The 17457-nt window shown below is 45.7% G+C and carries 19 protein-coding genes; 3 read left to right on the top strand and 16 right to left on the bottom strand.

What is annotated here, in order from left to right:
- The first annotated feature begins 62 nt into the window (after nucleotides 1-62).
- Nucleotides 63-257 (top strand): hypothetical protein, encoded by a 195-nt coding sequence (locus JRI46_00460; GenBank protein MBW2038063.1) that lies wholly within the window; start codon nucleotides 63-65, stop codon nucleotides 255-257.
- A gap of 283 nt (nucleotides 258-540) precedes the next feature.
- On the opposite strand, the gene JRI46_00455 is transcribed toward JRI46_00460, so the two are convergent.
- The 9 genes from JRI46_00455 to JRI46_00415 form a co-directional block, all read right to left on the bottom strand.
- Nucleotides 541-750 (bottom strand): DUF2281 domain-containing protein, encoded by a 210-nt coding sequence (locus JRI46_00455; protein MBW2038062.1) that lies wholly within the window; start codon nucleotides 748-750, stop codon nucleotides 541-543.
- 216 nt (nucleotides 751-966) lie between these two features.
- Nucleotides 967-1908 carry a site-specific DNA-methyltransferase gene (locus JRI46_00450; protein MBW2038061.1) on the bottom strand — a complete coding sequence of 314 codons (942 nt, stop codon included), beginning with the start codon at nucleotides 1906-1908 and terminating at the stop codon, nucleotides 967-969.
- Nucleotides 1905-2798: a hypothetical protein gene (locus JRI46_00445; protein MBW2038060.1), complete on the bottom strand. Its 894-nt coding sequence runs from the start codon at nucleotides 2796-2798 to the stop codon at nucleotides 1905-1907. The genes JRI46_00450 and JRI46_00445 overlap by 4 nt, the downstream gene beginning before the upstream one ends.
- Nucleotides 2799-3067: 269 nt before the next feature.
- The gene (locus JRI46_00440) at nucleotides 3068-3562 is read right to left on the bottom strand and encodes a hypothetical protein (protein MBW2038059.1); all 495 of its coding nucleotides are present in this window, start codon (nucleotides 3560-3562) and stop codon (nucleotides 3068-3070) included.
- A gap of 20 nt (nucleotides 3563-3582) precedes the next feature.
- Complete coding sequence (locus JRI46_00435; GenBank protein MBW2038058.1) at nucleotides 3583-4857, bottom strand: AAA family ATPase; 1275 nt, start codon at nucleotides 4855-4857, stop codon at nucleotides 3583-3585.
- Nucleotides 4858-4937: 80 nt separating this feature from the next.
- A complete protein-coding gene (locus JRI46_00430) occupies nucleotides 4938-5480 on the bottom strand; it encodes a hypothetical protein (protein MBW2038057.1) in 543 nt (180 codons plus the stop codon).
- An 8-nt stretch (nucleotides 5481-5488) separates the two neighbouring features.
- Nucleotides 5489-7633 (bottom strand): hypothetical protein, encoded by a 2145-nt coding sequence (locus tag JRI46_00425; protein ID MBW2038056.1) that lies wholly within the window; start codon nucleotides 7631-7633, stop codon nucleotides 5489-5491.
- A 14-nt stretch (nucleotides 7634-7647) separates the two neighbouring features.
- Nucleotides 7648-7869 (bottom strand): hypothetical protein, encoded by a 222-nt coding sequence (locus JRI46_00420; GenBank protein ID MBW2038055.1) that lies wholly within the window; start codon nucleotides 7867-7869, stop codon nucleotides 7648-7650.
- A 492-nt stretch (nucleotides 7870-8361) separates the two neighbouring features.
- Nucleotides 8362-10377 (bottom strand): ATP-dependent endonuclease, encoded by a 2016-nt coding sequence (locus JRI46_00415; GenBank protein ID MBW2038054.1) that lies wholly within the window; start codon nucleotides 10375-10377, stop codon nucleotides 8362-8364.
- Between the two features lie 416 nt (nucleotides 10378-10793).
- On the opposite strand from JRI46_00415, the gene JRI46_00410 reads away from it, so the two are divergent.
- Both JRI46_00410 and JRI46_00405 read left to right on the top strand, forming a co-directional pair.
- Nucleotides 10794-11039, top strand: coding sequence for a CopG family transcriptional regulator (locus JRI46_00410; protein ID MBW2038053.1), 246 nt, complete (start codon nucleotides 10794-10796; stop codon nucleotides 11037-11039).
- Nucleotides 11036-11437, top strand: coding sequence for a putative toxin-antitoxin system toxin component, PIN family (locus JRI46_00405; GenBank protein ID MBW2038052.1), 402 nt, complete (start codon nucleotides 11036-11038; stop codon nucleotides 11435-11437). The genes JRI46_00410 and JRI46_00405 overlap by 4 nt, the downstream gene beginning before the upstream one ends.
- A gap of 74 nt (nucleotides 11438-11511) precedes the next feature.
- Here the strand turns inward: JRI46_00405 and JRI46_00400 are convergent, their stop codons facing one another.
- The 7 genes from JRI46_00400 to def all read right to left on the bottom strand — a co-directional run bounded on the left by JRI46_00400 (nucleotide 11512) and on the right by def (nucleotide 17454).
- Entirely contained in the window at nucleotides 11512-12243 is a 732-nt protein-coding gene (locus tag JRI46_00400) for a DUF4197 domain-containing protein (protein ID MBW2038051.1), read from the bottom strand.
- A 20-nt stretch (nucleotides 12244-12263) separates the two neighbouring features.
- The gene (gene sixA, locus JRI46_00395) at nucleotides 12264-12731 is read right to left on the bottom strand and encodes a phosphohistidine phosphatase SixA (GenBank protein ID MBW2038050.1); all 468 of its coding nucleotides are present in this window, start codon (nucleotides 12729-12731) and stop codon (nucleotides 12264-12266) included.
- 305 nt (nucleotides 12732-13036) lie between these two features.
- A complete protein-coding gene (gene tsaA, locus JRI46_00390; GenBank protein MBW2038049.1) occupies nucleotides 13037-13522 on the bottom strand; it encodes a tRNA (N6-threonylcarbamoyladenosine(37)-N6)-methyltransferase TrmO in 486 nt (161 codons plus the stop codon).
- A gap of 91 nt (nucleotides 13523-13613) precedes the next feature.
- On the bottom strand, nucleotides 13614-14960 hold the full coding sequence (gene rsmB / locus JRI46_00385; GenBank protein MBW2038048.1) for a 16S rRNA (cytosine(967)-C(5))-methyltransferase RsmB: 1347 nt from the start codon (nucleotides 14958-14960) through the stop codon (nucleotides 13614-13616).
- Nucleotides 14960-15811: a zinc metalloprotease HtpX gene (htpX, locus tag JRI46_00380; protein MBW2038047.1), complete on the bottom strand. Its 852-nt coding sequence runs from the start codon at nucleotides 15809-15811 to the stop codon at nucleotides 14960-14962. Before htpX ends, rsmB begins: the two co-directional genes overlap by 1 nt.
- 159 nt (nucleotides 15812-15970) lie before the next feature.
- Entirely contained in the window at nucleotides 15971-16909 is a 939-nt protein-coding gene (locus tag JRI46_00375) for a methionyl-tRNA formyltransferase (protein ID MBW2038046.1), read from the bottom strand.
- Nucleotides 16910-16914: 5 nt separating this feature from the next.
- Complete coding sequence (gene def, locus JRI46_00370) at nucleotides 16915-17454, bottom strand: peptide deformylase (protein ID MBW2038045.1); 540 nt, start codon at nucleotides 17452-17454, stop codon at nucleotides 16915-16917.
- Nucleotides 17455-17457: the final 3 nt, after the last annotated feature.

Raw genomic sequence — 17457 nt, 5'->3', positions numbered from 1 at the left:
AAAAATGGTGCCTGCCGATCACCGAAAATATCTAGCATTCCCCCTCTGCTTCGTGATAACATATCTTATCACAAACCAAGGAGGATGCATTGGCAAAGCGAACTGGAACGTATAGAGGGGAAAAACGGAGAAAAGAGCTGTCCCGCAAGAAAAAGCAGGAAGAGAAAATACAGCGGCGATTTAATAAAAGAGACAGTTCCCAGCAGGACACCGAAAAGATAGATGCAGAAGACACAGATGCAGAACCGGAAAATTAAGTCGGGACGGATTTGTTTTTCAGATCATATTAGTAACACTTTCCGTATTTTTTACTTCTCTTTTTTGGCCCTCCCGCCTTCTTTGTTTTAGCATAAAACTTTTGGGATGAACAGATGGGGTGGTGATTGGGTTTGGAGAAGGAGAGGGGTATATCTAAGGGTATCTTAAAAGGGAGTTGCCATCAAAAAATTGTATTGCAAGACCTGCCCCCGCTTTTGCAGATTTCTCGCTTTTCTTGAGTTAGTAGTACCTCTAAGAAGACATTAGTGTCTATGAGATACATTATCTCCACTCCATTGCCTTATGTTGGAGCTCAACGGATGTGTATTTCTCCTTCAATTCTGATAGACCACCCTCCCAATCGAATTCAAATCTTCCTCTTTTTGCTCTTTTGCCATATTTTTGTAGCAAAAAATCAATGTAATCTAAAACTTCTCTCTTCAGGCTCTCAGGCAGATCCTCTAATTTAGCTTTGATTACCTGGTCTTTCATTGTTTTCCCTCCATATTCTGAGATACGAAATTCCTCAGGTCATTTTTTATCACAAAGGCTTAAATCTGAATTATCTTAGCATAAAATATCTTGGATGGATAGAGGGGTTTGATGATTAGTTTTGGAGAAGGAGAGGGGCGTATCTAAGGTTATTTTAAAAGAGAGTTGCCATCAAAATGTTGTATTGCAAGGCCTGCCCTGCTTTTCCATGGCTAGTTATTTACCTCTTTTCTCTTCCATGAAGTCAAATAACTTGGGGGCATTGAAACTCAGTTCAAATTCCTCGATCCGCCTTTGGGCCAACTTTACATATTCCTCCTCTATCTCATAACCTACATAATGCCGCTTTGTCTTTATGGCAGCTATCGCCGCTTGTCCGCTCCCCATGAAGGGGTCCAAAACCACCTCACTCTCAAAGGTGTAAAGCTGAGTTAATCTATAAGGTAGTTCCACAGGAAAAGGTGCGGGATGGCCAACCTTTTTTGCCGGCTCCGCAGGGAATCTCCAAACACTTTTAGTAAATTCCAGGAATTCTTCTTTGGAAATCGACCCTTTTCTTTTATAAGGATTTTTCCTAGAGAAGGTATCCTTGGCGAAGACCAAGATATACTCGTGAATATCCCTTAAAGTTGGATTGGCAGCTGAAAGCCAACTACCCCAAGCAGTAGAAGGACTAGAACTTGATGCCTTGTTCCATATGATTTCCCCCCTCATCAGAAATCCCAAATCCAGCATATCCTCTACTATAAAGGCATGAAGGGGGATATAGGGTTTCCTCCCCAGGTTGGCGATATTGATACATACTCTACCACCTGGCACAAGAACCCTATATACTTCAGCCCATACCCTTTTTAAAAAGGCCCTGTATTCTTCTAGGGTAAGGTCCTCATCGTATTCCTTACCTACATTGTAAGGGGGTGAAGTAACCATCAGGTGAATGCTATCGTCAGGCAATTCCTCCATATTCTCGCTTGATTTGCAAAAGATCTTATCAAGAAACTCCGCGGGAATGGGGTTTTCAAGATACTTTATCCTCTTCTCTTGAGGTAGGCCTACATAAAGTCTGCTTGTATAGAAGGGGGTGGAATCGTGGTTGATCCTGCCCGGCACGCCAAAGGAACTTGTCTGTGTCCCCCTTTTCTTTCTGGAATATTTCAATCTTCTACCTCTCTCAGTAGCTGCAAGAACCTTTCTGCCTTCTTCTCGTATGTCGGTTCTTGACTTGCCATTTCTATAATTCTTCCCAAGTCAGACTTTGTCTTCTTTCCGGAGAAAAACTCCCTTTCTTCCTTCAGAAGAGAAAGTAAGATCTCTTTTAGCTCAGAGAAGGTGTCAAATCGTAAGAATCCTCTCTGCGGTGTACCTTTAATGTTAGTGGCTCTTTTTGGGTCGTCCAATGGATAAGGATTTACGGAGAAGAAACCCTGAATGATACCAGCCCTTTTGAGATGGTCGACTTTTTCGTAGTAATTCTTAGTAATAGGTGTATTCCCAAAGACAATAATGGGGATTTTTGTAGCCTTAACATCGGAAACCTTGATATTTATACTCTTTCCACCGGCTTTAAGCATGGTATCTGAGCGTAAAAGACCGGGATTGCCCTGATGGGAAGTGTAATCACCTATAGATATAATTCTCTGAGTGTTTATATCATATTCCCAGTTCCACACAACCGACATCTTGACTTCGATCAGAAGTAATATGTTTTCAGGTTTCTGAATAAGACCTCTGTTTTTGCAGATAGCCACATCCGCTGGTGATCTTTTCGTAAGTCCTATCTCTTCACAGATTACGCCTTGGACCGGAAAACCGCCAACTTCGTCTGCTATGGGTTCTATCAATCGACTTATCCATCTCTCCGTATAAGAACCTATGAAGGCATTTCTGCTTTGAAGGGTCGTTTTAACCCCTTTATATCCCTTGGGCCAATATGCGAGATACCTGCCATCTTCAGTAACATAGAAAAGTTGCTCAGGAGTAGCTATTTCCAAGGTCTTCCTGAAGAATTCCTCCTCTTCCTGTTTGTCCCACAAACGATCCTGTTTCATGTATTTCTCTTCATAATATTCTTACAAAACGGAAAGTAATCAAGCTTAATGAATAAAATAGCCTAAATTTCAGCATTGTATTACTAATAACCTATGATTCTGGTCTCTTTGATTATTTTCATCCTAGCATAAAATATTTTGGATGGATAGATGGGTTGGTGATTGATTTTGGAGAAGGAGAGAGGGCCATGTTTAAGTGCCTTTTGAAAGGAAATTGCCATCAAAATGTTGTATGCAAGACCTGACCATGCTTTTGTTTCTTTGGGCTTTTATTCCAATGCTCTGAAGAGCTTTTCAAGACTTTGACACGATTTTCTTAAACTAAAGTTTACCTTATGCAGTTCATATGCGATTTTTAAATACAGTCCTAAGGGCACACGAGGAATTTCGTCACGAGGTCTCTTTAAATCCTTACACCACCATTCTCCAAGGTCTTTTTCACCTTTGGAAGCACAACATGTTTCACATGCATAAACTATATTGTGCATACCTGGTTTAATACCAAAAGACCTTGATACTATATGTGTTATTTTACAATTAGCGCTCCTGGATTCACAAAAAGCACATATATTTGGCACCTCAGCGATATGTAAAAGTTCCCGCTCGTAGTCCGACATTCGAATCTCGCCAGATTTTAAACGCTTGTAGGCATCAATAATAAACCCGTAGTTTCCACCGAATCCTGCTGAAGGTGCAATAACTAACTTAGCGTAGTAGTAGAAAATGATGTCTTCTACTCGTCGAGGTACGGAGGGGGGTGGCATGGTAATTCCTCCTATTTAGATTATTTTCCAGCCGTAATTAAAAAAGGCCAAAGGTGGTGAAGAAAAGAATCTAAATCCCTCACACCACAAACTTCTACAAGGTCGCCAACCTTTGGCATACCCTCCTGCGGTTGCATTTGCTTAAACTCATCAGCCACTTTTTCAGACAAATAGATAAGTTTTATTCTTCCTGGCTGTGATTCAACAAGAACTTCTGCTAAGGCAGCTAAATACGTCCTCTCAGGTGGCCGAATTTGCTTTGTAAGATCGACTTCTCCTATGAATAGAGTTTGGTTATCCACTCGTTGATGCAAGTACGAACTTAAAAGGGCCACTATAATAGGTAGGTCAAGCACTATTGCATACCCATGTCGGCCAGGGATAAAACAACTCACATCGTAAGATAGGTCAACCACATCAATATCTTTAAGAGTACCCAAAACTTTCAGAAGCTGTTTAATCTTTTTACTGGGAAGGAATGGAGCACTTAACCCTGGAGGGGAACCATATCTTGGTATAGTGACAGAAGCTTGCGCTTCAGCGAAATCCTCACCTATGCCACTATAGCCCAATACTGCGCTAGCCTCTGCTGTTATGTGGGGCGATTCCTTAAGACCTTGCTCATCCATAATCAAGACAAGAGGATCAAGCATGGCTGGGCCAAACCTGTTCTTCGGAACAAAAAGGGGTCGTAAACGAAGCGCTCTTCGAATGTAAATTATACAGTCAACTGCATGTTCAAGAGCTTTTGGCCCAGCAATTTCTCCGCTCTTTGTCACATGGTTCACAAATAAACAACTAATCCCGGTTCCTTTTGCAGTATCTACAAAATCAAGAAGAGCCTTATACTTCTCCCCAACCCCTGTGGACAACCCGCCTCCTTGAAGAGAGTCTATAACGATAATCTCGCACCCGTAGTATTCTCTTTCAGGGGGTAGAATTCGATGGTTTAAAAACCAAGGTAGCATTGCCAGATCATCAATAGTATCAATATACAAGTTCTCACTAATTGATGATCGAACTTCGTCCGATTCTAAATCATATATTCGATTTACTACTCGCTTTATATCACTCATGCTCTGTTCAGTTGGTATATATAAGACTTTCACGCCTTGCCTGCTTAGATCTCCCAATATCTGGAGAGCTAAAGTGGTTTTACCAATTCCAGGTTCACCTGCCAAAAGATATATTCCTCCCTTGATGAGATCTGAACCAATGGATTTTTTGAGCCAAGGCAAATGAGGAATGGCTAACCTCTCCTTGCCTTTGTCTTCGATATCGCTTATTTTAGGCATAACACACCTCCGAATATGGATTTGCATAAGCCCACTAAAGGCGGGTGAAACGAAAATAAGCTGCAAGGCAATACATGGTATCAGACAGATCTATCATTGCAATTTTTCTTTTCTATTTCCAACTTCAGCAATCTGTCAGCAACGAATTGTGCTTGACCTTTGGTAGCTGATAAAATTTGGTTTCCTAATTCCTTTACTATAGATGGAAAGTTCTTGTTTACATCATTCTGTAACGGCAAAATTCTTTGAGTACTAAACCTGCCGATGCGAACAGTACCCGATTTGATATTTCCGCTTGAGGCTATGATCCAATCAGATAATAAACTAACCTTTAAAATTGCATAACCAGTTGCTCCTCCATGTAGTAGCTCGCATTGCTTCAAGCCACTAACATCTTTTTCTCCTATGATGACTTCATCTTTATCAGTCGTTTTAACCTCAAGCCAGTATTTTAATCCCTTCTTAACTGCTTCTATATCCACATCTTGGACACTGCGTTCCTTTACTTCAAAACATAATCGGCAAAGCACAATCCCAAGAAGCTTTTGTGCAATTTTGCCAAATTCACTAGGCCCGTGTTTGTCCCTTATCCGTTTAAGAGTTTGAAAGATAATTGCTTCCATACCTATTATTAAACCTCCCCAGGCTTCGCGCCCTCTATATCAGACCATGGAGCAAAATTGTAACGTTTCTTTTTCCTTATTATTTTGGTTAGAATCAAATCTCTAAGGTCAGACTCAGAAGTAGAAACCAAAATTTGTTTATCATCTGGTATAGAGTTCAAGATGCTAACAAGATTTTCCTTGTGGGTACTATCCAAGGTTTGCGATGGATCATCCAAAATAATGAAGCCAAGGTTGTGTGATAATTCCTGTGCTGCTCCCAGACCGAGAAAAACACTTAGACCAGCGCAATTTAAATCGCCCTGGTTGAAAATTGACAATGCTGGAATTTTTTCACTTCCTTTGACTGCAAGAATCTCAAAGCTATTCGGATCAATTTCTATTTCCGAAAAGTCAGGTCGGTTTGCTAAGGTCTTAAACATATTGGCAATGCTATCTTTTGCAGCGCCCAATTTTGCCCTGGCACTTTCTTTAATCCTTTTCTCTATAATTTGACTGATTAAGTCAATATCTGCTGCAAACTTCTCAAGTTCTAATTTCGTTTTTTCTACTTCTTTATACTCTTCTGTTTCTTTTATCTTCAACAAATCTTCGATCTCTACTTCCAAGTCCAACACCCTTAATATCTGCTCTAATTTTGAAATATCGTCCTCAATAGCATTTAGTTTCTGGTTGCTTTCTTTTACTGCACTTTCAAGTTTTTTGAGTTCCTCTTGGATCTTTTCGATTTCCTTTCTCAGAACAATAACAGGATCCTCTGTCTCTTTTATTTCATATCCAAGCGCGGTTTCTATATCTGATTTACATTCTTTAAGCAGTTCAGTTTTACTGCTTATCTTTCTGTCCAAATCATTTAGGCCTTTTATTAAATGCTCCAAACGCCCAATTTCTTTTTCGTATTTTTCAATCTCTTCTCTAATTGGCGCTAAATCCTTATCCAAATTCGCCCTCAATGCTTTTAGATGTGTTCGTAAGTGCGCTACGTCATCAATGGGTTTATTGCAGACAGGACAAGGCTGCTTTTCTGTGGGAGCACTGAGAGCCTCAAAGTATTTAATAGCTTCTTCAATCGTACCCGCTCGCCTATCAATCTCGTTCCGTCTGGTTTTTGCGTTAGTTAATTTAGAATTCAATTCTTTTATTCGGGATTGTATTTCCCCCCGATCACCCTCAGTTTCGTAGATACGCTTTCTCTCTTGCTGAAGATTTTGATGTTCACCTAAAAGTTCCCCATAAGATTGTTGTAACTTTTGCAATTGACTTTGTTTTTCAAGCAACTCCTTTTGTCGTTTTAGGTCAGGCTGTTCATCTCGAAGTTTTCTAAGCGACTGCTTAGCTGAACTGGTAAGGATATGTTGTTCATCTACAGTGCCTGCCAAAGGTAGATCGGGAATAGTTAAACCAGCTTGGTTCGCAAAATTAACAAGCGTAGTTTTTACCGTCTCACACATCTGTCTGGCACCAGTTTCTGAGAAATTATCAGATGTAAGACCTCTCTGAATGCCTATCTCTTTCTCTCTTTGAATATCAGCCTGTTTGCTTGTCATAACAGCATTTAGTTTGGTTTCAATTAGTCCGAATCTATCATCAACATCCTTGAGAGTTTCCGAAATCTTCGCCAATTTTATCCCCTCAAGAATATTGCGCAATTCAGATAGTCCCAATAGTCGATCGAGTGAATCCCGTCGGCTCCTTGGTTCTTCGGTTAGAAGCGCTCTTATGATTTCTTGGTGTAAGTGGACTGAACTGAAGTAGTCCTTAGGTTGAATCCTAAGTACCGCTCGTAGCTTCTCTTCGTCCGTGTCCTGAATCCCGTTCAATTCAAAATAGAAATCTGGACTTCCTCTTCTTTTCTTGTCTGAACGAACAATCTTAAGAATGCCTTGTCCATTCTGCAAAACCATTTCGACCCTAGCTTCATCCGAGTTGGTGTTCCGTATTTTCCAGCCCCTTCGTTCATCAATTCCAATGGCTTTCTTCGCGATCTCGTCGCCAAATAGCCCCCACTCTATAGCAACTAATGTACTACTTTTCCCCGAACGCTGAGGACCATCAAAAAGGGTAAAAGGTCCTGAAGTTATGAAGGTTTTTGGTTCAACAAAACCTCTAAATCCACTTATTGTTATTTCTTTTAGGATCCAATAGCCTGCCATTTTATGTACCTCTACTATATGCCCATTTTCTTTAAAAGCATATTATGTGCATCATCAAACTTAGTTTTTAAGGGACTGATCTTCCCTTGCAGAAATAAAGATGCCGCTTTTGCAGATCCTTTATTGTATTCCTCAAAAATCTCATCGCAAATGCTGCGCAAAAGTTTCTGTTCTTCTACGTCTCTGTCTTTAATCTTCTTTTCCAATTCTTCTATGATTTGCTCTTTTTCAATCATAAATCTACCTCCTGTTCGTGGCTTGCATTGTGATATTACCGTTTCGGCTAACGTTTCAGCGGCTTGCAAGCTCGGATGCACGAATACGCCAAAACCGCAAACGCGTGTTAGGCGCACATTGCGTCTTCAGCCGGATCGATATGGCTGGTTACACATTGCAATAGATGGTCGTCATTGCCGAATCAGAAGGATTGTATCTGGGCCTTCTGCCCTCAAACACTTCGTCAGTAATTGTCAGACTGGACATATCATCCACCCGAAATAGTTTCCAGCCCTGTGACTCGCCGGACTCACTATAGCCGCCGGTTTGCCAGCCTCTCAAAATGTCATGCCCGGCCGTACTTATTCCATGGCAGAATGGCTCTACCGTACGGAAGCCACCGTTGTAATAGAATCGGATGACTTTCCGATCACGGATGGCGTTGCAAATTCTGGCATTCATGGCCTTACCTTCTCTCTGAAGTGATGCGCATTGAGCCTAACGTTTTGCGGTTATACAAAGCCAGCCTTGTCCTCTTTTTCATCGCTACATAATTTAGTAACTTTTTCGATGATCTCTTCAAGAATTGGTACTCGATGTTTCTTTTCGTAGATGAGTTCTATAAGGCGTGCAGCACCCTCAATATTTTTGCTTACACGTTCTGGGTCATCATATCCTAATTCAAAAGCTACCTCTTTTTGGATGGATAGAAATGTATCGTCATCAAGTTCTTTTTTTAATATTCCTTCAAGAGTATCCTTAAACACTGCCCAAGTTTTACGAACTTGAGTGTCCGGGAAATCTTCTATTGGTACACCAGCTAAACGAAGATATCTATGATTGCGATTTTTCGCATCTTTTTCCTCTCTTCCTTTACCAATGAGATGTGAATCTGCATCAAAGATGAAATATGTAGGGATAGAAAGACCCCGAAAAATCACTGTAGGACGGTCTATATTGTTCTTTCCACCCGCTGGGACTACGACTACTCCTAGTTGAGACCAATTCTTTTTCATGATCTCTTGGATCTTCCATAATGTGCCCACTTCAGATAGCCCTTCCACCACTACAACTGCATCTGCAAAAAAGCCCTCGCTCACAATAGTATTCATAACAGGCATTGCACGTGCTCTAAAGCTATCCCTTGTGAAATCAGTGGGATCGACATTACACACTCTTGCTAGCACCTCTGCTGCCTGGTTTAGAGAGAAACGCGTAACAACGCTCTGTGGCACAAGTGAATCTGGTGCGGGCACTTTTCTTACTAATCGAGTTTGGTCAAAACGATGGAGATCTACGAAATATGGTGAATGGCTTGTATAGATAATTTGGTTGCTGGCACCAAGGCCGACTCCTGGACTCTCAGCAAGTTGAAGCAAAAGATTAGCTAAGTAACGGCATCGCGACGGATGGAGATATAGCTCTGGTTCTTCAATAGCTAAAATGAGGTCAGGCCCTCGTGATGATTCAATGCTTTTAGGTTCTGAAACGATAGCTTCTTCGACTGACCCCTCGGTGGTTAACTCCACAGGAACTATCATAGCTAAATGTTGAAGTAAAGTGACAATTAACGCTCTTTGGAGACCATGGCCTTTTCGGCTTATTTCACCCTCAAAACTATCTTCGACTAAAGTTGCTCTTGCTGCAGGAAGCGGAACTTCAGGTGGTTTAACCTCATTCCATCCTAAGTTCAACTCAGAGCCAGGAGCGAACTTTTTAAGTGTTTCGGAAATTGAAGCCCCAAGTTCAGGTAGCTCTGTGAGATTTTCAGAGCTATAGAGTTTTCTGACCCTTTCTTCAAATTCGGACTTGAATTCTTGTATGTCTTTTCTAGCATTAATCTTTCTCAAAACGATCATATCTAAAATCTGATAGATTGCTCCTTTTTTACCAGTTACTTCATCTGAAGCCTCACGAACTGCAGGAACTAAAACATACTTTGTGAATTTGTCAAGCTTGCCACCTCCAATATTTCTGGGACCAAAGAACTGTTCTTCCCGCTCAATCGGTTTCATAAGCTCTGGATGATTGACTTCATATTCACTCATAAGCCGCTCAACTTCATCCGCACTTCGAGCCTTTCCATCCAAATCGGATAACTCACCACTATCAACCAACTCATTCCAAGCATTAACTCGATGTTTTTTACCAGACTTTGCCCTTATCTCAGCAAACTGCGGTATCTGTAAAGCTGCAGCATAATAACGCTGTGTTATACGACCATTTTCGCTCGAAATGCGCTTTGTAACAATCAGTCTATCGTCTCTTATGTATGGACTGAACTCTTCTTTTTCATCCTCACGAAGATCATCATAAGTTACACGAATTTCTATAGGAGAGCCTATATCTCGATCAAAGAAATCTTCTTCAGTTATCGGTGCTGCAATGTCATAAAAAGTATCTATAGCATAAAGGAAAGAGGATTTTCCAGCACCATTCCTTCCTACAATGGCTGTAAGATTATCGCAATCTAAATACGCTTCTCGAATTGACCGAAAGTTCTTCACCTCAATACTTTTTATAAGCATGTGATTCAGCCTCCTTTGTCATCTTACTGGCTGGTTTCGGACAACTCGTTCATATCCGAACTGGTTCGGATATACCACCTCTGGTTGAAAAAATCCTTCAACCTACCAAATTCTTTGTGGCTTTTAAAACACACAATATCTTATTATAAAAATTCTCAAATGTCAAGAAAAAAATGCCATTTTGCACTAGAATATCATAAATGGAGGTTTATGTCTTACTCAGTCGGGTACCGCAGAAGTTATCGGTGCTGTGGGGGAGGGTGAAAAGGTATACCCGCGGGCATCCTCAAGTTACCGCGATTTGTTCCCGAAGACCTCCTTGAGCATAAGTAATAGGCGATACCAACCTATTCTGATCTTGCACATTTCTGAGATATATTGTATAAACAGTATATCAACATCATTGGAGGTGTACAATGGCGACTCAAATGATAGTCCGAATCGATCCTGAACTCAAAACCAAGGTCAATAGCCTCGCCAAGGCCGAGGGTAAAAGCGTTAGCGAAGTTGTCAGGGAATTGCTCGAAGATTACGTCAGGAATCGAGACATAGGCTCATATATTGATGATCTGTGGAAGCGCATCGGTACTAAGTTGACATCTCGCGGGTTTGGTCCCGAAGATATTCAAGGTATCATTCAAGAAGTGAGAGCCAGGAAGTGATCAAGGTTGTGGTTGACGCAAATGTTTTCGTCTCCTCTTTCTTTGGCGGTAATCCTCGGAAGATCATAGACCTCTGGAAACTCGGTCAAGTCACTCTATGCCTATCCAAACCCATCATCGACGAATATATTGGAATTCTTAGGCGTCTTGGACTAGAGAACGAACGAGAGCTAGGTGAATTATTGGGTCTTTTCTCGCGTGGTTTTCATGTCCTTTTCTCTGCAAAGACACCCGAATTGCATGTAGTCGAAGAAGACCCAGATGATGACAAGTTCATCGAATGTGCTGTAGCCTTGAAGGCTGACTTTGTCATTTCAGGAGACAAGAGCCTCACAGCAATACAAGATTATATGGGTATAAAGATTGTTACTCCCAAAGAATTCCTCGGTAGTTACTGAGGGACACTTCCCATATTTTTTCGCCGCCTCTCCACAGAAAAGCGGAAAAAGGGGAGGGCAACGTCCTCCGCGCGTCAGCGCTCTTTGCTCCCGAAGACCTCCTTGAGCAGTTCGGTCACCCGTGCTGAGGGATCTCGGCGGATCTTTCGTTCCTCCTCAGCCACCATAGAAAAGAGGCCATCCAGGGCCTTATCGGTCACGTAGCCATTTAGGTCGAGGTTCAAGCGGTCGGCAAAGGGGATGCTGCGCACCTTGGCCTCGAGGTCCTGATACGTACGGGTAACGCCCACCTTGGACATGGCCGTATGGATGATCGGTTTGAAGATCTCATGGAGTCGATCGTGAGTCTTGTCCTTGAAGTAGAGGGTGGCCTCATTGTCACGACCGTTCAGGATCTTGCGGGCATCTGAAAAGGTCATCTGTTTGATGGCGTCCCAAAAGAGGGCCTTGGCCTCAGGGGCTGCCCGCTCTGCTGCCCGGTTCATACTCAGCTCGAATTCATCCACCTTGGGGCCGTATCCCACAGCCCTGAGGACCTTTTCCACCTTCTGGACCGCCTCAGGAAGCGGGATCCGGATCTTGGGGTTTCTGTAGTACCCATTCTTCTTGGAGATCGTCTTGACGGCATTGCCTGTGCCGATCTGGAGGGCCTCCTTGAGCCCCTGGATGATCTTGCTCTCAGAGAGCTCTTCTCCTTCTAAGGCCTTCTTGATGCCTTCGAGGAAATCCCCTAAACCGGCATGGGCCGAAGGCGTCTGGATAATGGCCAGGGTTATCAGGAGCACTATGGCGAAGAGTTTGCGCATTTTTTATTGCTGGTCTTTATCTAAGCTAGTATTTGTGGAATCACCATCCAACGGACTGACCAAATGCCTGATTCATCTCTTCCAAGGCAGACAATCCCACCCATCTGAAAATTTACTATCCTCTTATTTTCATCTTGACACAGCAGATGAGCTGACAGTTTACTCAGGTGAGGCAAATGACCTACCAACATGATATCTTCCTTTGTTTCAGCTAGACGCTGTGCCCACCTCGAGGGATCGGCAAGGGATTCCAGGCCCTCGGCCTCTTTAACCCCTTCAGGAGGATTTAAATGCTCTGCCAGAGCCTCAGCTGTCTGTCTAGCCCTGGTCTTTCCACTGTGCATAATGCTGATCACTTGGATATTCGTATGCTCAACGATAAAGGCCGCCACCTTCCCGATATCAGACCATCCCTTTTCTGAGAGAGGCTTCTGGGGATCTTCTTCCTCCCGCTTTGGCTCAGCATGCTGCACCAAATACAAGTTCACCTCCATCACCTCCTTATCGCAACTAGATTATACAAAAATTTTAAACTATTTGGTAATACTTTTGGATTCCTTTTAGACCGCCATCTCGCCTAAGGGTTTCGGGCTTTGTGAAGTGCAAAGTCGCCCATTACTATTACTCTTTTAAGAAAGTATATGTTCTTTTGCCTTTTCTCGATAACCTAAACAACCCTCTATTTGTTACCTTAGACACTATTTCATTTTCTTTCATGTGATGGTCATTGCAGGATAGGATTCCATAGTAATCTCCTTCTATTATTTTTTAAAAGGCGATTTCGCACAGCAAATCATTCTATGAATCTCCCATCATCTTTTGATGCTGAAAGTCTATGCACATTTTTCTCAAGCCACCCTGTTTTCTTTGCCTCTCTTGTGTCGAATTCTGGTACATAAGGCTTGATATCCAAAAGGGGAGTCCCATCTACAATATCTACATCTTGAATATGGAGTATGTTCCCTTCAATCCTGACAAGACGCACCACCGAGATGCCTATTGGATTCGGTCTACTTGGGCCTCGCATTGCAAAGACTCCGTGCACTTCGCTGTCCATAAATGGCTTCACTGTTAAGGACACCCCCTTAGATAAATGAAAGTGGTATATCAAAATAAGGTGAGAAAATCCTTCAACATCTTTTAAGCCTTCAGCATATTCTGGAAACACCTCAACTCTTCCATCGATACCCTCGGCACCTGCAGGTTGTATAGGTGTTCCTTTGGGTTCTTTAAAAGGAGAATGAATGACTCCAATTGGCTTGTACGTTATCTCATTCATAATTTTATCCCTCTAGACATGCAATTTCCGATAACTCGTTCATATCCGAACTGGTTTATATATACCACCTTAATATCATAAGTGCGAGATTTTATTCCCTCCTCATCCGGGCGGCAAAGAAGCCGTCAGTACCGTGGCAATGGGGGAGGGTAAGGAAATATTCTCTTTCATCCACCAAGCTCTCACAGCCAGAGGGGAGAAAAGGGGAAACACCCTCGATGCGAAACTCCTTTTGATCGGACAGAAAGGGTTCGACCACCCCTTTGTTCTCCTCCGGGGTGAGTGTACAGGTGCTATAGACCAAGACCCCTCCTTTCTTTACCATGGGGGCTGCCTGTGTCAGGATCTTCCTCTGGACCTTCTGCAGGCGGGGGACGTCTGCCTCCTTGACCCTCCACTTTCCATCGGGGTTCCTCCTCAGGGTCCCCAGACCCGTGCAGGGGACATCGACCAAGACCCTATCGAAGGACTCAGGGGGGAAGGGGAGGGGAGATGCCGCGTCCAGGGCCATGGCCTTTATCATGGAGATCCCCAATCGTCGGCAGTTCCCTTGCAGCAGTGAGAGCTTGGCTGAACTTACATCCACGGCCACGATTTCCCCCTGATCCTTCATCATTTGGGCCAGGTGGGTGGTCTTGCCCCCGGGGGCGGCGCAGATGTCCAGGGCCCTCTCCCCGGGTTGAGGGCCCAGGATGCAGGAGACGAGCTGTGAGGCCTCATCCTGGACCTGAAACCAACCCTCCTGAAAGGGCCCCCATTTGGCCAGGGGAGGAGGATTGCTGAGGATAAGACCCATTGGGCAAAAGGGGGTGGGTCGTGCCTCCACCCCCTCGCCCTGCAGCCGTTGGATGGCCTCTTTACGGCTTCCTTTTAAGGTATTGACCCTTATTGTAAAAGGGGGGATCTGATTATTGGCCTGGCACAGGGCGATGGTTTCCTCCACACCCCACTGATTGATCCATCGGCGCACCATCCAGCCGGGATGGGAGTAGTAGAGGGAGATATGGTGTAGGGGGTCGGTCTTAAGATCTGGAAAGGAGACTTCCTTTCTGCCCTCGGCGATCCCCCGCAATATCCCATTGACAAAGGGAACGAGGTCTTCTCTCCCCATCTCCTTGGCCAGCTTCGCCGCCTCATCGACGGCGGCGTGAGAGGGGACCCGATCCATGAACAGCAACTGATAGATCCCCATCCTCAGGATGCAGATCACGGCACGCTCTATTCTTTGGGGCCTGATGCGGGAATAGGCCGAGATAATCCAATCAAGCCTCCCCTGCCACCGCAGCACCCCGTAGACAATCTCCCGCACAAAGGCCTTGTCCAGATCCCTAAGCAGGGGGTCCTCCATCACCAGCCCATCAAAGAGGGGGTCCATCAGGGACCCCCTCTTCTCCCAGCGGATCAATACCTCTAGGGCCTTTGTGCGCGCTCGATCCATTAGCGGCCGGCCATCGCCTCCAATCTCCTGATGCGCTCCTCTATGGGGGGGTGGGTGCTGAAGAGTCTCTGAACCCCGCCACCCTTTAAGGGGTTGACGATAAGCATGTGGGCGGTGGAGGGGTTGACCTTCATGGGGATTCTCTTGGCCCCAGCGTCCAGCTTGGCCAACGCCCTAGCCAGGTAGAGGGGGTTGCCGGCAAGCCGGGCCCCTCCTTCATCAGCGTGGTACTCCCTGGATCTGGAGATGGCCATCTGGATGAGGATGGCGGCGAAGGAGGCGAGGGTGGTGAGGAGCAGGACGGCGATGAGGTTGGCCACACCTCCCCCCTCCCTGTCATCGCCAAAGCCGCCGAAGATGGCGCTCCAGCGGGCCATGCTGGCGATAAAGCTGATGGCCCCAGCGATGGTGGCGGCAATGGTCCCGATGAGGATGTCCCGGTGGCGGATGTGAGAGAGCTCATGCCCCAGGACCCCCTTCAACTCATCCTCGTTTAACAGCCGCATGATCCCCGTGGTCACTGCTACTGCTGCGTGTTGGGGGTTTCTCCCCGTAGCAAAGGCATTAGGGGCATCGTTTGGGATGATGTAGACCTTGGGCATGGGAAGCCCGCCCCGCTGGGCCAGCTCCCTCACTATCCTGTGGAGCCCTGGGACCTCGGCCTCTGTCGCTTCTTGTGCACGATACATCTTGAGTACGATACGGTCGCTGAACCAATACACACTGAAGTTCATCACAGCGGCCAGGATCAAGGCGAAGATGGCCCCGTTGCGCCCCCCCAGCAGACTCCCAATCCAGACCAGGAGGATGGTGAGTAGCACCATTAGGACATAAGTCTTCACCTGGTTCATACCTTTTACCTCCTTTCCCTTAGATATGGTTTTAGGCTTTTCTCCAAAAAAGTTGCTAAAAAGGCTTCAAGGATTCGAAATGAAGGATTCTAGGATCCTAGTGCATTTCACTCGACCACTGAACCCCTTGGCCCCTGGAATCTTCAGATCTTTTTCATTTTACCCCAATCTCTCCCCAAGGGTCAATCGGTGGCCCCGGGCAAACTCCTTCCACCCCATCCTCCTGCCCCCCTCTATTTGGAGCTCCTCTATGAGCAAAGAGCGCTTGCCGCAGGCCACCTCTATCCCAACATCCAGGGATATAATCTGCCCTGGGGCACCCTTGCCGTCCCCTATCCTTGCCCCGTAGATCTTCATCCTCTTCCCCCCCAAAAAGGTAAAGGCGACGGGCCAGGGGATCATCCCCCGTATCTGGTTCCTGATCTGGGGTGCCTCCCCCTCCCAATGGATCAGGCCGTCCTCTTTTTTTAATATAGGGGCATAAGAGGCCTCTTTTTCATCTTGGGAGGTCGGCTGCAGGGCTCCTTCCTTCAGCCCTTTTATGGTCTCCAACAATAGTCCCCCCCCCAATTCGGCCAGCCTCTCGCCGAGCTCCTGGGCCGTTTCGTCCCTTCTGATTTCCACCTCCTGGGCCATGAGGATTGCGCCCGTATCCATCCCCTCATCCATGAGGTAGGTGGTCACTCCTGTCCTGGTCTCTCCGTTGATGATGGCCCAATTGATTGGGGCAGCTCCTCTGTAGTTGGGCAGCAAAGATGGATGCACGTTTACGCACCCCAGGTGAGGTACCTCCAATACAGCAGGGGGCAAGATCTGGCCGAAGGCGGCCACTATAATCAACTCCGGCTGCAATTCCTCCAAAAGGGCGATAAAATCTTGCTCCTTCACCCGCTCTGGCTGCAGGATTGGGAGACCTAGATCAACGGCGTGTTCCTTTACTGGAGGGGGCAAAACCTTCCTCCCCCTCCCCCGAGGGCGGTCGGGCTGAGTAACCACTGCAACTACCTTTTCAGAAGCGGCCAGGGCCCTCAACGTGGGGAGGGCAAAGGGGGCGGTCCCCATAAAGACCACCCGTAACCTTTTTCCTCCTGAGTCCATTCTTCCTAGAATAATCTATAATCCCCTTCCCCGGTCTTCAGACCCTTCCGCATCATCTTGCGCATCTTCCGCTGGATGATCTCCTTCTTCAGGCGGCTAAGCCTGTCGATAAAGAGGATTCCCTCCAGGTGGTCGATCTCATGCTGCAGGGCAACGGCCAGGAGCCCCTCGGCCTCGATCTCCCTCTGTTGCTCATTGGGGTCATAACCTCGCACTAGCACCCTCTCGGCCCTGGTGACCTTCTCACTGACCCCGGGCACGCTCAGGCAGCCCTCCTCCCCAATGACCTTTCCCTCCACCTCCAGGATCTCCGGGTTGATCAAGGTGATGAGCTCCTTTTCCCCCTCTGGGTGCCTGACGTCCACGATGATGAGTCTTTCGGACACACCCACCTGCGGGGCAGCCAGACCAACGCCAGGGGCGGCGTACATGGTCTCCGCCATCTCCTCGGCCAGGTGGACCACCCGCCCATCGATGTTCTCGATCTTTTTGGCCTTGGCCCGCAGGATCGGGTCAGGGTATATGACTATCTTGGCGACGGGCATCTC

The organism is Deltaproteobacteria bacterium, assembly GCA_019308925.1.
Lineage (GTDB): Bacteria > Desulfobacterota > B13-G15 > B13-G15 > RBG-16-54-18 > JAFDHG01.
The sequence above is the reverse complement of the archived record's forward strand: the minus strand, read 5'-3'. Positions and strand labels throughout refer to the sequence as shown.

What these genes read in the sequence shown, in the direction of transcription:
- JRI46_00455 (MBW2038062.1), bottom strand. Translation starts at nt 750, where the DNA reads ATGAAAGACCAGGTAATCAAAGCTAAATTAGAGGATCTGCCTGAGAGC.
- JRI46_00445 (MBW2038060.1), bottom strand. Translation starts at nt 2,798, where the DNA reads ATGAAACAGGATCGTTTGTGGGACAAACAGGAAGAGGAGGAATTCTTC.
- JRI46_00440 (MBW2038059.1), bottom strand. Translation starts at nt 3,562, where the DNA reads ATGCCACCCCCCTCCGTACCTCGACGAGTAGAAGACATCATTTTCTAC.
- JRI46_00435 (MBW2038058.1), bottom strand. Translation starts at nt 4,857, where the DNA reads ATGCCTAAAATAAGCGATATCGAAGACAAAGGCAAGGAGAGGTTAGCC.
- JRI46_00430 (MBW2038057.1), bottom strand. Translation starts at nt 5,480, where the DNA reads ATGGAAGCAATTATCTTTCAAACTCTTAAACGGATAAGGGACAAACAC.
- JRI46_00425 (MBW2038056.1), bottom strand. Translation starts at nt 7,633, where the DNA reads ATGGCAGGCTATTGGATCCTAAAAGAAATAACAATAAGTGGATTTAGA.
- JRI46_00420 (MBW2038055.1), bottom strand. Translation starts at nt 7,869, where the DNA reads ATGATTGAAAAAGAGCAAATCATAGAAGAATTGGAAAAGAAGATTAAA.
- JRI46_00415 (MBW2038054.1), bottom strand. Translation starts at nt 10,377, where the DNA reads ATGCTTATAAAAAGTATTGAGGTGAAGAACTTTCGGTCAATTCGAGAA.
- JRI46_00410 (MBW2038053.1), top strand. Translation starts at nt 10,794, where the DNA reads ATGGCGACTCAAATGATAGTCCGAATCGATCCTGAACTCAAAACCAAG.
- JRI46_00400 (MBW2038051.1), bottom strand. Translation starts at nt 12,243, where the DNA reads ATGCGCAAACTCTTCGCCATAGTGCTCCTGATAACCCTGGCCATTATC.
- tsaA (MBW2038049.1), bottom strand. Translation starts at nt 13,522, where the DNA reads ATGAATGAGATAACGTACAAGCCAATTGGAGTCATTCATTCTCCTTTT.
- rsmB (MBW2038048.1), bottom strand. Translation starts at nt 14,960, where the DNA reads ATGGATCGAGCGCGCACAAAGGCCCTAGAGGTATTGATCCGCTGGGAG.
- htpX (MBW2038047.1), bottom strand. Translation starts at nt 15,811, where the DNA reads ATGAACCAGGTGAAGACTTATGTCCTAATGGTGCTACTCACCATCCTC.
- JRI46_00375 (MBW2038046.1), bottom strand. Translation starts at nt 16,909, where the DNA reads ATGGACTCAGGAGGAAAAAGGTTACGGGTGGTCTTTATGGGGACCGCC.
- def (MBW2038045.1), bottom strand. Translation starts at nt 17,454, where the DNA reads ATGCCCGTCGCCAAGATAGTCATATACCCTGACCCGATCCTGCGGGCC.